General features: G+C 50.7%; 14 protein-coding genes. 5 read left to right on the top strand and 9 right to left on the bottom strand.

The window, feature by feature from the left end; genetic code table 11:
- Nucleotides 1-42: 42 nt before the first annotated feature.
- Both ACOI06_RS01960 and ACOI06_RS01955 read right to left on the bottom strand, forming a co-directional pair.
- Complete coding sequence (locus tag ACOI06_RS01960) at nt 43-486, bottom strand: YqaA family protein (RefSeq protein WP_420660804.1); 444 nt, start codon at nt 484-486, stop codon at nt 43-45.
- Nucleotides 483-1,154 (bottom strand): nucleotidyltransferase family protein, encoded by a 672-nt coding sequence (locus ACOI06_RS01955; RefSeq protein WP_420660803.1) that lies wholly within the window; start codon nt 1,152-1,154, stop codon nt 483-485. Before ACOI06_RS01955 ends, ACOI06_RS01960 begins: the two co-directional genes overlap by 4 nt.
- 8 nt (nt 1,155-1,162) lie before the next feature.
- Between ACOI06_RS01955 and ilvA the strand changes: the two genes are divergently transcribed.
- Complete coding sequence (gene ilvA / locus ACOI06_RS01950) at nt 1,163-2,698, top strand: threonine ammonia-lyase, biosynthetic (protein WP_420660802.1); 1,536 nt, start codon at nt 1,163-1,165, stop codon at nt 2,696-2,698.
- Nucleotides 2,699-2,827: 129 nt separating this feature from the next.
- Nucleotides 2,828-3,925 carry a TRAP transporter substrate-binding protein gene (locus ACOI06_RS01945; RefSeq protein WP_420660801.1) on the top strand — a complete coding sequence of 366 codons (1,098 nt, stop codon included), beginning with the start codon at nt 2,828-2,830 and terminating at the stop codon, nt 3,923-3,925.
- Nucleotides 3,926-4,039: 114 nt separating this feature from the next.
- On the opposite strand, the gene ACOI06_RS01940 is transcribed toward ACOI06_RS01945, so the two are convergent.
- Together ACOI06_RS01940 and ACOI06_RS01935 are read right to left on the bottom strand one after the other, a co-directional pair.
- Entirely contained in the window at nt 4,040-4,327 is a 288-nt protein-coding gene (locus tag ACOI06_RS01940; RefSeq protein WP_420660800.1) for a hypothetical protein, read from the bottom strand.
- Nucleotides 4,328-4,489: 162 nt separating this feature from the next.
- Nucleotides 4,490-5,596: an IS1634 family transposase gene (locus ACOI06_RS01935; protein WP_420660799.1), complete on the bottom strand. Its 1,107-nt coding sequence runs from the start codon at nt 5,594-5,596 to the stop codon at nt 4,490-4,492.
- On the opposite strand from ACOI06_RS01935, the gene ACOI06_RS01930 reads away from it, so the two are divergent.
- Together ACOI06_RS01930 and ACOI06_RS01925 are read left to right on the top strand one after the other, a co-directional pair.
- On the top strand, nt 5,597-5,755 hold the full coding sequence (locus ACOI06_RS01930; RefSeq protein ID WP_420660798.1) for a hypothetical protein: 159 nt from the start codon (nt 5,597-5,599) through the stop codon (nt 5,753-5,755).
- Between the two features lie 243 nt (nt 5,756-5,998).
- Entirely contained in the window at nt 5,999-7,213 is a 1,215-nt protein-coding gene (locus ACOI06_RS01925; protein WP_420660797.1) for an IS256 family transposase, read from the top strand.
- A gap of 537 nt (nt 7,214-7,750) precedes the next feature.
- Here ACOI06_RS01925 and ACOI06_RS01920 read toward each other — a convergent pair.
- From ACOI06_RS01920 to can, 4 genes are all read right to left on the bottom strand, one after another.
- Entirely contained in the window at nt 7,751-9,139 is a 1,389-nt protein-coding gene (locus ACOI06_RS01920) for a TRAP transporter large permease (RefSeq protein ID WP_420660796.1), read from the bottom strand.
- The gene (locus ACOI06_RS01915) at nt 9,139-9,708 is read right to left on the bottom strand and encodes a TRAP transporter small permease subunit (protein ID WP_420660795.1); all 570 of its coding nucleotides are present in this window, start codon (nt 9,706-9,708) and stop codon (nt 9,139-9,141) included. Before ACOI06_RS01915 ends, ACOI06_RS01920 begins: the two co-directional genes overlap by 1 nt.
- A 241-nt stretch (nt 9,709-9,949) precedes the next feature.
- On the bottom strand, nt 9,950-11,206 hold the full coding sequence (locus ACOI06_RS01910) for an MFS transporter (protein ID WP_420660794.1): 1,257 nt from the start codon (nt 11,204-11,206) through the stop codon (nt 9,950-9,952).
- A 195-nt stretch (nt 11,207-11,401) separates the two neighbouring features.
- On the bottom strand, nt 11,402-12,070 hold the full coding sequence (can, locus tag ACOI06_RS01905; protein ID WP_420660793.1) for a carbonate dehydratase: 669 nt from the start codon (nt 12,068-12,070) through the stop codon (nt 11,402-11,404).
- Between the two features lie 155 nt (nt 12,071-12,225).
- Between can and rsmI the strand changes: the two genes are divergently transcribed.
- A complete protein-coding gene (rsmI, locus tag ACOI06_RS01900; RefSeq protein WP_420660792.1) occupies nt 12,226-13,188 on the top strand; it encodes a 16S rRNA (cytidine(1402)-2'-O)-methyltransferase in 963 nt (320 codons plus the stop codon).
- A gap of 18 nt (nt 13,189-13,206) precedes the next feature.
- Here rsmI and ACOI06_RS01895 read toward each other — a convergent pair whose 3' ends face one another.
- A complete protein-coding gene (locus tag ACOI06_RS01895; RefSeq protein WP_420660791.1) occupies nt 13,207-14,592 on the bottom strand; it encodes an RNA-binding domain-containing protein in 1,386 nt (461 codons plus the stop codon).
- Nucleotides 14,593-14,645: the final 53 nt, after the last annotated feature.

Genomic DNA, 14,645 nt, shown 5'->3' with positions numbered 1-14,645 from the left:
AACAAGTTTCTAGCCCGGAAAGATCACTTTTATCAGAAACCTTTAGAACCAAAGCCCCGCCAAAATCGCGTAACGACCAAACTTTCCGATGGCAATCCAGACGATGCAAGGCAACCACGGTAAACGCAACGTCCCAGCCACCAACACCATCGGGTCACCAACGACCGGCAGCCACGACATGAGTAAAGCCATTGGACCCAATCGTTGTACAACCGCCTGCACTCTGGCGCTGGGTGCTTTGGCTGGAGCAGTGACCACGGCCTTTTGTCCTGTTCGAACACGCCGCCAGACCCAGCGCAATCCCCGCCCCATCAGCAAGGTTACAACCGCACCTAGAGTATTACCCAAGCCGATTGCCAACACCGCGGGCCAAACCGACGTGGGTGTTTGGTAGGTTAGATAGGACAGCAACACGGGTTCTGATGGCAGTGGCAACAAGGTCGCCGCCAAAAACCCGGTCAAAAACAATCCCAGTAAGGCCGTCACGAATTAAATACCGGTAAATCCGTCGGATGGTCGACATCCTGAATGCAACCCGCATCATCAAGCATCAACGTCTGGCGAATTTGCGGGTTTTGACGCCACAAAGCCGATAATCCTGTTTCAGGATCCAAATCCTGCGCGAGATAAGCCTGCGCCAAAGCCTTTGTCACCGCCACGGGATGGCCGGGTCGCTTCTGATAAACAGGCTGCCAAACCGCCGCTTGTTCACACGCCAGACCCGCCTCTAACGCTTGACGCACCTGCTGGTACGTCGTTTGCGCAATCCACGGCATGTCTGCCAGCGCAATCAACCAACCTTGCACATCGGGCGGCGCATCGGTAAGCCCACTACGCAAGCTCACCCCCTGCCCTAAATCAGCTTGCTCACAAACTCGAATGCGCACAGGCAATCCCGCAAGTGCACGAACCACCCCGAGATTGTGAGGCCCAACGACTACAGTTAATGTCTGCACCCAAGGCAACAGTTGTTGAGTGCTTAAGCGGATCATGGGCAGCCCCGGCGCGACTGGAACCAGCAATTTATGCTGTTGACCCGTCGGGTCAAAACGGCGCCCACGGCCGGCAGCTAGCAACAAACCATGGATCACAAAGCGGTTGTCACTAGGTTGTGTGTCGTGCTCATGGAATAATGGGGGGATAATTTTACTCATGGGTTCCTATGTCAACCGATTATCTGAAACGTATTCTGACATCCCGAGTGTATGACGTGGCTGTTCCCACGCCACTCGAGAAAGCAAAATCACTCTCTGAACGCACCGGCAATGAATTTTTACTCAAGCTTGAAGATCTACAGCCAATTTTTAGCTTCAAGATCCGTGGTGCGTACAACAAAATGGCCAATCTCAGCGCCACAGTCAGAGACCGAGGTGTGATTGCTGCCTCCGCGGGCAATCATGCGCAAGGCGTCGCACTATCGGCCCATAAGCTGGGCTGTCGCGCTGTCATTGTGATGCCAACCACCACACCCCCCGTCAAAATCGAAGCTGTCCGCAGGTTCGGTGCCGAAACGGTGTTGTACGGTGAAAGCTTTAGCGACGCCTATGAAAAAGCACTCGAACTCGAAAAATCTGAGAACCTCACGTTTGTACATCCATTTGACGACCCAGATGTGATTGCTGGTCAAGGTACGATCGCCCTAGAAATCTTACACCGGCATCCTGATCCCATTGATGCCGTGTTCGTGGCGATTGGTGGCGGTGGACTGATTGCTGGCGTCGCTGCCTACATCAAGCAAATTCGCCCAGAAATCAAAGTGATTGGTGTGCAAACAGAAGACTCTGACGCCATGATTCGCAGTGTTGAGGCCGGACGGCGCGTGCGCATGCAAGATGTCGGCTTATTCTCTGATGGCACAGCCGTTAAACAAGTGGGCGTAGAAACATTTCGGTTAACCCGTGAACTTGTGGATGATTTTGTGCGCGTCAACACCGATGAGTTGTGTGCAGCGATCCGTGATGTGTTTCAAGACACGCGCAACATTTTAGAGCCTGCCGGCGCACTGGCCATTGCAGGGGCTAAGCGCTATCTGGCCGAGAAACGCTGGAAAGGCAAAACCGTGGTCGCCATTGCTTCGGGCGCGAACATGAATTTTGATCGTCTACGATTTGTCGCCGAACGGGCTGAAGTAGGTGAAGACAAGGAAGCGTTGTTTGGCGTCACACTCAAAGAAGAGCGTGGTAGTTTCAGACGTCTTTGCGCTTTAATCGATCATCGCAATGTCACGGAATTCAATTATCGGATGTCAGACAATGAGGATGCCCACGTCTTTATCGGAGTGCAGATCAGCACACCCGATGAACCAGCAAAAATCGTCGCCACTCTAGAAAAAAATGGCTTTCCGACGGTCGATCTGACACAAAACGAAATGGCCAAAACCCACTTGCGTCACATGGTGGGCGGTCGCAGCGACTATGCCAGTAACGAACTTCTATATCGTTTTGAGTTCCCCGAGCGACCCGGCGCTTTAATGCGTTTTCTGAGCACCATGCACCCGGACTGGAACATCAGTCTGTTTCACTACCGTAATTTGGGGGCAGACTTTGGTCGGATTTTAGTGGGTATTCAAGTGCCACCAGGCCAAAAAACTCGTTTCAGAGCATTCCTCAATGAATTGGGTTATCCGCACTGGAACGAAACCGACAATCCGGCGTATGACTTGTTTTTAGGCGGACTGCGAACAAGGCCAACTGCCTAAATCTCTTAGGGTTTATCTGAGGTGACGTATTGATCAATGGCAGATACGCTATAGGCTTGCGGAAGTTGTACATAGAGTCACTGTCGCCAAGATTTTTACCTCACCCTTGATAAGTGGAGATCCCACCTTATGAATCGTCGTTCATTCATACGTAAAGGCGCTGTTGGCGCCGGTTTTGCTGGTCTGGCCACCATGGCTACACCCGCCCTTTCTCAAAACAAGATTGTCTGGCGCATGGTGACTGCATGGCCCAAGAACTTCCCCGGTCTGGGCGTTGGTGCACAGCGCGTCGGTGATCGCATCACCGAAGCTTCCGGTGGTCGTTTGACCGTACAGGTGTACTCAGCAGGTGAACTGGTCCCAGCCCTGCAATCCGTTGATGCGGTGATTGACGGCGGCGCCGAAATGTCACACGGTGCGGCTTACTACTGGTTTAACAAGAGCCCCGCCTTGAACTTCTTTACGGGCGTGCCTTACGGTATGACCGCCCGTGAACTCTCCGCATGGGTCCGCTTCTTGGGTGGTCAAGAAATCTGGGATGAGATCTACGGTCAGTTTGGTATCCGTGGCTTCTTGTCCGGTAACACGGGCACACAAGCAGGCGGTTGGTTTAAAAATGAAATCAAGAGCTTGGATGACATCAAAGGCCTGCGCTTCAGAACACCCGGTTTGGCTGGACAAGTTTGGTCCTTGCTAGGTGCTTCTGTCACCAACTTAGCGGCTGGTGATATTTTCCAGGCGCTGCAATCAGGCGCACTCGATGCGGCTGAATTTGTCGGACCTTATAACGATCTGGCACTGGGCTTCTACAAAATCTGTAAGTACTACTACACCACGAGCTTTGTGGAACCAGGTCTGGCCACAGAATGCACCGTCAACCTGAAAGCCTACAACGCACTGTCTAAAGACCTCCAAGAAATCATTCGTGCGGTTTGCCAAGCCGAATACGAACAAGTAACTTCAGACTTTGCAGCAAACGATCCACGTGCACTGGAAGTGTTGGTCAAGCAACATGGCGTAACCGCCATCAGCTCTTTCCCCGACAGCGTTCTGGAAGCCGGTGCGATTGCATCCAAGCAACTGCTCGAAGAGTTGGGTGACAAGGGTGACGCACTGACCAAGAAAACGTTGGATAGCTTCACTAAAGCACTGAACCTGTTGAGCATCAAAACTGACACAACAGACGTCAACTTTATCGAAGCACGTAAGAAGTACTTCAGACTGTAATCTCTAACAGATTCGCAGTTTGAAGATTTAGACAGCCCGCTTAAGCGGGCTGTCTTCGTACAAGTGAAATAATGTGAATCTGGGTCACGATTCATGTGTTGTGCAACACAGCCATCAGATCACGGGTGCGCCTCGCATTGCGGCATCCAACTGGCGTTGCGCCCGTTGCGAGAACACAGATAAGCCAAGGCTGCGACTTTCAACAATTGCGCGCTGCCATCTTTCAAAGGCAGATTGAGACTGCCCTAACGCGTGCAATGCCACCGCTTCTTGACACAGTGCAGCCGCATACAAGGAATTCGTGCCGTAAAACTCAATCAAACCGTACGCCTGTTCCACCGACTTCAACGCTGCTTGCGACATTCCAAGTCGATTGTGACAATCAGTCAGTATCAATTCCACAAAAGCCTGCCAAACAGGCGCAGTCTGTTTAGTCCTGGCTTCCGCACTTTTTGATGCTTAATAACTACATAGTTGTTTTAAAACAATGGGTTACTATTTTTAGGCACTACTTTATTTTCTGATCGCGCTATCAGAATGGGAACCATTGGCGCAATGGCAGCGCTATGCGAGACTGGGACTCAATGAGCGACTGAGGTCAAAGGCTCGATAAACACACGACGCATCCTGACTGAAGGCGCTGGGCATGCGGTATTTGGCGCCAGTTTTAATGTGCTCCAGAATACTGGTTTGCACACTGAGGAGGGTTGCCCGAAGTTGTTCAACGCTCATCGCCTGTTGTGCAAGCTTGACCCGTTGCTGAGCATGGCGTATCAGTGCGAAGGCTAGGTAACACAAACCAATGTGGGCTTGGATGCGTTCTGACTTTCGGTGATAAATGGGACGCACGGCCAAGCAGTGTTTGATCGTACGGAATGACTCTTCAATGATCCAAAGCCGGCGATATTGCGCCAGTAGCGCACCCGCGCTGCTGGTGCGGTCATTGGTCACAATGGCGTGCAGACCATCCCAGATCGAATCGGCATCAATAGGCTCTTGATCTAAGACATACGTACCACCGCCATCGGTATGTCCCACATAGCGCAAATAACCCTTGTTAGAGATGAGTTTCTTGCCATTGGCTTTGGCTGGCTTTACCTCACCAGTGACCTTGTCTACTTTGGGTTTACCACCATTGAGTTTGGCTTGCAGACGTTGCAAGATGGCTTCGCGGTCAGCCCGATCTTTACGGGCTCGCTTGCTGCTGTAGCTCACGATGAGTCGTCGGCCACGCCAGTCAAACTCACGAACCCACACCGACTCACCCTCAAGGGGAATGGGTGTTGCGAGCGTTGCATTCAAGACCTGTGCTTGTTCTTTCTTGTTCAGACTGCGACGCATGGGCATGGCGACCACATAGTTCCTGGGTGCCGCTTCTAGGTTCTTCAAGTTCTGATCACTGCACAGAGCCCGATCAGCCACGAAGCTGTCTTGGTCTGCAGGTAGGGATTTCTGCCAGCGTTCCATGCACTCAATGAGTGTGCGAACCTCGGCTGTATTGCCAGCAAATAGCTCATAACCAATGGGCAAACCGTCTTCATTAGTGGCCAGGGCCAAGACGACTTGCGTGCAGTGGTATTTCTGATCTTTGGAGTACCCGAATGCCCGCAACTCATCGACCTCAACGCTTTCGAAATATAAGGTCGTGACATCAAAGAGCATCATCTGCACATGACCACCTGTCAGGCTGATCGTGGCATTGAGCACGGTTTGTTTGAGCGCATCCAGACGCGACAGTTTTTACCTGAGTTTAAGTTGTTTCCATCTCTTCAATTTCTGCTGTCCGGCACTGATCCGTCACCACTTTTGATGCCTCAGAATTCGAACTGAAACGATCAACTATTTTCACTCCACCCCCTGACACTGTCTGGTATACCTCATCAGGTGTCCGATCACTCAGTGCCTGATGGGGACGTTCATGGTTATAAAACCTGAAATACTCAGTTAACCCCAGCATCAGCAACTTCGGATAAAGCCCCTAAACTGCTGTGATTTCCGGCGGAGATGAGGTAGTCACCGCCCCGTTCGGTTAGGCTGAAGTTTCAACACAAAAAGTCCTAGGAGAACGAAGCGATGACTAATTTCAAGATTAACGTAAATGCAGAGCATTTGGCAGGTTTGTTTGACAGTGAGGATGGTTTGGCAGGACTAGTCACGGAAGTTTTGAACCAGGTTCTGGACCTTCAGGCCACCGAAGCGCTGGGTGCTGAGCGTTATGAGCGCAGCGAAGAGCGTCGTGGCTTGCGCAACGGTTACCGACCCCGGACACTGTATACCCGTGTTGGTCCGGTCACACTGCGTGTCCCACAGACGCGAGATGGCAGTTTTTCAACGGAGCTGTTTTCTCGTTATCAACGAAGTGAGCAAGCTTTTGTGCTGGCTCTGATGGAGATGGTTGTCCAAGGCGTGTCAACGCGCAAAGTGGCAGCCATCACGCAGGAGCTGTGCGGTGTGAGCTTCTCCAAGAGTCTGGTTAGCCGCCTAAGTGCCAACCTTGAACCACGGGTACAAGCATTCAATGAGCGCCGCCTAGACGGTCAGTACGCTTTTGTATTGGTTGATGCCATGTACATCAAGTCACGCCAAGGTGATCGCGTTGTACAGCGTGCAGCGTTGATCATCTCAGGTGTTCGAGCTGACGGTTACCGCGAAGTCTTGGGCGTGCGCATCGCGGATACAGAAAGCTACACGACCTGGGACGAGACCTTTGCGTGGCTCAAGGCTCGTGGCCTTAAGGACGTGATGTACGTGGTTTCGGATGAGCATGCTGGCTTGTATGCAGCGGTGCAGCGACACTTTCAGGGGGCCACCTGGCAGCGCTGCCAGGTGCATTTGATGCGCAACATTCTCAGTCATGCGCCAGTACGCCAGCGGGCAGATGTGGCCGCGGCAGCCAAGCGTATTTTTGCAGCTGCCAGTATGCAAGAGGCCCGTCGCCTGCTGGACGAGTTTGTAGAGGCGTTTTCTGAGCGGGCTCCCAAGGCGGTGGCCTGCATGGAGAATGGCTTTGAGGATGCAATGGCGGTCACGGCGTTGCCTGAGAAGTATCACAAGCGATTGCGCACCACCAACATGATGGAGCGGGTGAACCGAGAGGTTAGACGCAGAGAGCGTGTCATTGGGATTTTTCCGAATGATGAATCAGCCTGGCGGCTGATTGGTGCATTGCTGGCCGAGCTCAATGAAAAATGGCAAGCTCGACGGTATTTGGACATGGATGAATACCGCGATTGGGCACAAGAACAGGCGCGCGCTGCAGCAACACTACGCAGTGTTGCTGCAGCCTGATGGCCTACAACGTGTCAGCCAACTGAAAGGAAACGAAATTACAGCAAATTTGGGACTTGACTCAACTTCGGCATCATGGCGCACCATCGGAGCCACCTTTGACGATGTGCTTTTCGGGTATCCTACACGCTTCAACTGCTTGAACTCCGCTTTGTTTAACTCGTAGGTATTCAGATCAGCGACAATGCCGGCATTGATTACAGCGTCCTGAGCTTCCGTGGGCATAAGTAATTTGCGCTTTTCATTCAACATAGCTCTATGCCTTATGTCTGTTTGCCTTACATCAACTGATGATATACATGCGCAAAGATAGCACGCCTTGCTTGCAAAAACATCCTTTCGAATCAAAGCCACTTTGCCCAGATAGAGTGCTCGACAATCGAGCAGAAAAACAGCTCATTGCTTTAAAGAGTGTTTCTTAAAATGTTTAGAAGATACTAAAAAATAGTAGAAATCTGAAAGCAGATACAGCCCGCTATGCGGGCTGTATTTTTAAGCGAATCAGTCAACGACCGATCAGGGCAATTTGGCCATCACTCAGTACAACTGCTTAGGCAACCAAGTCACAATTTCTGGGAAGATAAACAAGATCGCAATCGCCACAATTTGTAAGATAACAAACGGTATCACCCCTTTGTAGATCTGACCCGTTGTCACAGTCGCTGGCGCCACGCCCCTCAAATAAAACAGTGCAAACCCAAAGGGTGGTGTCAGGAAACTCGTTTGCAGATTCACACCTACCATCACACCCAACCAGATGGGATCGATATCCAGCATCAGTAAGATAGGCGCTGTAATCGGAATCACGATAAAGATAATTTCAAACGTATCAAGAATGAATCCGAGCACAAACATGATTAGCATGATGACAATCATCGCGCCAACCGCACCACCCGGCATACCATCTAGAAACTGGTGCACCAAGTGATCACCACCCATTTGTCGAAACACAATCGAAAAGACCGAGGCACCAAACAAAATAATAAAAATCATTGAGGTGATGCTAGCGGTTGAGACCGTAGCTTCTTTAACAACTTTCCAGGACAAGCGCCATTTCAAGGCAGCCAAAACAGCAGCGCCCACGGCACCCACCGAGGCAGCTTCTGTTGGCGTGGCAATCCCGCCCAAAATCGATCCCAACACAGCGACAATCAGCGCCAGCGGCGGAAGAAAGGCAGTCAACACTTCTTTCATCAACTGACCACGCTCTTCAAGTGGTACGGGGGTCGCTGGACAGGATTTCGGGTCAAAGATGGCTTTGATGATGATCCAACTCAGATAGAGTCCGACCATCATCAGACCCGGCAAAAAAGCACCCGCAAACAAGTCGCCCACAGAAACCGGATCTGGCGCAAAATTGCCCTTAGACATCTGAACTTGAGAGTGGATGCCAGACAACATATCGGCCATAAAGATCAGAACGGTCGATGGTGGAATAATCTGTCCGAGCGTACCTGACGCACAGATCACACCGGTTGCCAGTTTGGGATCGTAACCAGCGCGCATCATGGCCGGCAGGGAAATCAGCCCCATCGTCACCACGGTCGCGCCAATCACACCGGTTGAAGCCGCCAGTAAGGCACCAACCAGCACCACCGAAATACCCAAGCCACCTCGCAAATTGCCAAACAGCTTGCCCATTGTCAGCAACAATTGCTCCGCAATCTGAGAGCGTTCCAGCATCACGCCCATAAAAATAAATAAAGGCACAGCAACCAGCACTTCGTTGGTCATGAAGCCGATATAACGCCCCGCCAGTGAAGTGAAGTTACTGAAATCAAAAACACCAAACCAACTACCGATCAAACCAAAGATCAGCGATGTGCCCGCCAAAGTAAAAGCCACCGGAAAGCCCAACATGAGCATGCCGATGACGCCAAAAAACATTAAGCCGGAGAGGATCTCTCCTATCAGGATGGGATCCATCAGGGCTCCTCAATCAATGGTTTGCTTGCGGGATAACGAAAATCTTCTGGCACCAGATCTTCTCGGTTGGCCAGAACAAGAATCGAACGAAACGCCATCGAAAGACCCTGAAGACCAACCAACACCGCAAACGCAAGGATAAAAGTCTTCAAAATAAAGAGCCCTGGCATGCCACCCGCGTTCGCAGACGGCTCGTACAACCGCCAAGCGCGCTGCACAAAACCCAGACTAAACATGTAGACAACTGTCATGAACGGCAATAAAAATACGACCACACCGATTAAATCCGCGATCGCTTTTGTCCGAACGGAGGCTGGACGATAGAAAATATCGACACGAACGTGGTCACCACGCAACAATGCGAAGCCCGCCATGGCAGTAAACATCGCACCATTTAGCCAAACATACAGATCTTGTGCCCACAATCGCGTGTTGCCGAACATGTAACGCTCTACAACGACTGAAAAACAGACCAGCACAATGCCCAATGACAACCAAGAAAAAGTCTTGCCAACCCAGCGATTAATGCCGTTAATCAAGCGCAGCAAACCCGCCAACAGACTCAACATAACGACATCCGGAAGGAGGCCGGCCATTGAATATCGGACAGACACAAATAAACCTTGCGATTCATATTGTTATCCCAGAACCAAAAATAGTGTGCTTATTGTACGACCAGAAAACCAAGTAAGCATGAGGGAAAATGCGGATCGCCACGAAATCAGAAGGCGTTTATGCCTGCAAAGCAAAATCTCACCAAATGCTGTGCGTTTTTGTGCGCAAACTCACGCATAAAACGTACAAGCGTACTCAAGCTTGGGATTTTAGATGAGAGGAGGCAATCGCACGCGTTGTCCAGAAAGGAGCCGCTGCCAGTAACAAACCAAACATTGAAAAGCCAAATCCAACTCGATAAGAACCCGTCAAATCAAATAAGAATCCAGCTGTGTAAGCCCCTAACCCCGCCCCCAACGACATACAGGCATAAATCGTGCCATAAATCGTTGCTTGAGCACGTCCCGGAAACACACGTGCGGCGATAGTCGAAATAATAGGACCACGTGCACCTTGCGAAATCCCAAAGAACAATACGTATAACGTTAATGCCCACTGGGCGGGCGCATAGGAAATAAAGTACAGAAGTACCACACCAATAAACGTCGAGACAAAGGTGGCTGTCACTGTTGCGCGGGCACCAAACCGATCAGACAACATGCCTGCAGTACTCACGCCCACCACAGACAACATTCCCGCCATCCCAAACGCAGTGGCTGCTTCTAACGCACTAAACCCAGCATCCACTAAGAACACAATGGTTTGCACCAGCACCAAATAAATCGAAAATGCGGTAAAGAAAAAAGCTTGTGCCAATGCCCAAAACGCACGAGTTTTCATGGCAGCGAGTAATGGCGCCAAACTCATACGAGACTGACCCTGTGGAACTGGCTCTGGCTGGTAGCCTTCGGGCCCTGCTGTGATTCGCTTCCAAGGCAAAAAAAGGACCACTGGTAATGCAAGCAACAACATGCCGCCCAACACTTGATAAGCCAAACGCCAACCTTGCCAATCAATCATGAACTGAGCTAAAGGCACCAGTACCAAGCTACCTGCCCCGAACCCCGCATAAGCAAGCCCAATCGCCGTACTAGTGCGATGACGAAACCAGCGACTAATGAGTGCGGTCGACGGCACCATGCCCAATGCGGAAATCCCAATCCCACCTGCCAGCCCAATGCATAAGTACAGTTGCCACAAATCGGTGAGAAAACTGGCCAACACATAGGCACCGCCCATCACCAACAAGCCAAAGGTGTACACCACCCGAGGTCCGAAACGGTCAAACAAAACCCCAGCAAACGGTGCGGACAACCCATTGGAGAGCATGTAAATCGAATACACACTGGCAATCGCAGTTCGGCTCCAGCCAAACTCTTGTTCCAACGGCATTAAAAACGCCACATAAGTGTCGGCGACACCGCGGCCACCCATGTTAAAGGCGAAGCACAATGCCAATACTAGAATGGCGATTGTCCCGTCAGAAACCCTGCTTCGTTTTCTGCCCATCATCCCGCTCGTGTCTCATCCTGAATCGAATACCCGATGAAATATCTGGTCCGATTTCGTTCTTCTTAAACTGATTTGAAACAAACTTAGCACACGGCGTGGTTAGTGTCACAAAGAAAACAGCCCCACTTTTTTTTCACAAAAGTGGGGCTGCACTCAAATATCAGTTCCCTTCAGAGACGGAATAGAGGTTTTATTTCAGTCAGCAACGGTATAACGTTTTTCGATCACGGCTTGGTAGCGTGAACGCATCTCACGTGGGTTGGTCACGCTAATGCCCAGATCACGGGCAATACCGTCTTTCAATCCGTAGGCCCAGCCATGTACCGTCAAAGGCTGATTGCGGTCCCAAGCTTCTTGTACACTGCTAGTTTGACACACATGAACCACTTGTTCGATGACGTTGAGCTCACACAGTTTGTCATGACGCTCATGTTCACTAGGCAAGCTATCTAAATACTTGGCATGCTTCTGGCCAACATCACGCACGTGTCGAATCCAGTTATCAGACAAGCCCAGGCGCTGATGGTCCATCGACGCTTTCACACCAGAACAGCCATAGTGGCCAACAACCATGATGTGCTTAACCTTAATGAACTCAATGGCAAACTGAATCACGGACAAGACATTTAAGTCGCTGTGCACCACCACGTTGGCAATATTCCTGTGCACAAAAACCTCACCCGGCGCCAATCCTGTAATTTGGTTAGCAGGCACACGGGAGTCCGAGCAACCAATCCAGAGATACTCTGGGGACTGTTGTTTGGCCAAACGCTCAAAATAAGCACTATCTGTGTCGGTGACGTTGTCAACCCACGCTTTGTTCGCATCAAACAGGGACTTCAGGATATAGGGGTTTTGTGGCATGATCAGAGGACGCTCTAGCAGTGAGTCGGTGTTACAGTGTGAACAATCTTTTGAAGAACTATTGTGTATAAAGACTGCGTGCAGTCTCTAATCCTTCGGCTTGTTCCGAAGGATTTTACTCCGATTGCAACTCGGCCGCTTTGAAGCTCACACTTATGACGCAAATCACTGCAACATCTCTTTGGGATCATGTGCAAGATCGTTTATCCCAACAACAATGGCCAGTACCCGCCCTTTATGTGGTGGCCACACCCATTGGAAACTTAGCAGATCTATCGCCAAGAGCCCGTTACACCCTACAAAAAGCTGATGTCATCGCCGCAGAAGACACCCGAGCCACCCGCGTGTTACTGCAATCTTGGCATATTGAAACGGCATTAATTAGCTTGCATCGGCACAATGAGCAAGCGCGAGCCGATTCGATCCTCGCTCGACTCGCTGCAGGCGAGCGCATCGCACTGGTCAGTGACGCTGGCGCACCTGGAGTCAGTGACCCAGGTGGATATCTAATTCAGGCTGTGCGTGAAGCGGGTTACCCAATTGTTGCGTTACCTGGACCCAGTGCTGTCATCACAACCCTCATGGCATTTGGCACCACCACCGACCAGAACCCTGAGTTTGCATTTCTAGGGTTTCTAGCCAACAAATCCGGGCAACGTGTTCGACAACTCAAGCCGTGGCAGAACTGGCATGGGACTTTACTGTGTTTTGCGGCACCTCATCGCTTAGAAGACAGTCTGAAAGATCTGATCGAAGTCTTCGGAGAAAACAGACCCATTGGGCTTGCGCGTGAACTCACCAAACGCTTTGAAGAGACCGCTCTAATTCCATTGGGACAGGCCGTGCAATGGCTAGAAGCCGACAAGCATCGTCAGCAAGGCGAATACGTCCTACTGATTCCACCCGCCCTACCCGACACAAACGCCGCTGGCGAACAGGACGATCTGACAGATCAAATCGACGCACAAGTTTTGCCATGGATTGATGCCTTACTTGAAACGCGCTCAACCCGTGATGTCTCGCGCATCATGGCCGATATCCTGCAGCTTCCCAAAGCACGCTGCTACAGTTGGTTACACGCCTATTCAGAAAGCAAAGCTGGGCAAGACAGCCAATAATCCATCGAGTGATTGCACTCACAGAGTTTGTTTAACCGCCGGTACCCACCGCTGTCCCAGCGCAGTCAGACGATATTGCTGCAAACAACTATTTGGCTTATCAGGAATTGTGTACTCCACCAAACCGGCTGCCAAGCAGGGTATCAGATACGTTTCTCGCAAACGGCGCCGATCTTTCAAATTAAATACTTGTCGAATCTCATGATTACCCAATGAGCCATACTCTGCCAGTGACACTAATAGTTTTGACATGTAGGGTGTGACTGGTGGCGTTAGTGGTGTCATGACAAGTGGCGTGATTGGTGACATCAGTGAGGTCCCGTAAAGTGAAACATCAGGTTCACGTAACGTTGTCCACTGAGGTAAAGGTCGTTGTAACCGGGCAGTAAACTGATTACCAGTGATTTCATTGATCAATTCGAGCTGCGGCCATTTTTCAAGAGCCCGAGGAATACCGCTACCCAACCCACGATAAGGCAGTATCCGAAATGCATGTTCAGCCAACATCGGGTTGCGGCGATTCGTTTTACCCAAGCGAACATCTTCTAGGCTCAGGCTGTCTGGCAAGTGGCCAGGACTTATCATTTCGAGGCGATCTTTAAAGATTAAGATGCGAATAGGTGGCACTGATGAAATAGTCTTGATGAAGGCCAGCGTTTCCGTGTACTGCTGATAAAGCGTGCCTCCAATATCCTGACTATCTAGATAACAGGTATCAGAGATTTTTGTGCCCGGAAAAACCACAGCTTTCACCGAGCAAACGGGTCTCCAGCGTTGCGGCTGACGTCCAAACAGCAACAGGCCAGCTAAATTAAATTCAGAGCCGTCACCTAACCCTAAGTTTTGTAATACTGCATCGAGCGAGCGCTCCAACAGATCACTCTCTTCACTGTAAAACCGTTCCAAATACTGCCGAAACACGCCTTCGTCCAAGTCATCACTTGTCGTGCCTGTCACAGGGACAATATCGGCATACACGAGTCCAGCACGCTGAAACATACGTTGCATCTCCTCTCGAGCCAGCAACTGACGCTTATCTGCGCCTTGTTTAATCCAGATACGTCCTTGATGATCAAGGTAGGGCTTGGCAATACCATCAGCCACCGTCACGACAATCACCACACCTTGTTCAGTGAGTACATTCTCGGTCAGAAATCCGATCGGCGGATGGACATGTTGACTCGCCGCATTGCTTAGCATCTGGTTGATGCGTCGCACTTCAGCTGTATCCAGCCCAGAAATGCCTCCATCATCATTCACACCAACCAGTAACGTCCCGCCTCCACTATTAGAAAAAGCCACCAACTCAGCAGCCACTGCGTCAATATGTTGAAGTGTTCGTTTAAATTGCTGGCGACTATGCTCACCCGCCGCGATGCGTGCATGTAATTGCATCACAGTCATGGTTTGATGACACCGGGATATTGATTCAAGTAACTCGCTTGTGAAAGCGTTGA

The sequence above is a fragment of the Orrella sp. 11846 genome, assembly GCF_048820935.1.
In the GTDB taxonomy this organism is placed as follows: domain Bacteria; phylum Pseudomonadota; class Gammaproteobacteria; order Burkholderiales; family Burkholderiaceae_B; genus Algicoccus.
This window is presented reverse-complemented; position numbering and strand designations above follow the sequence as displayed.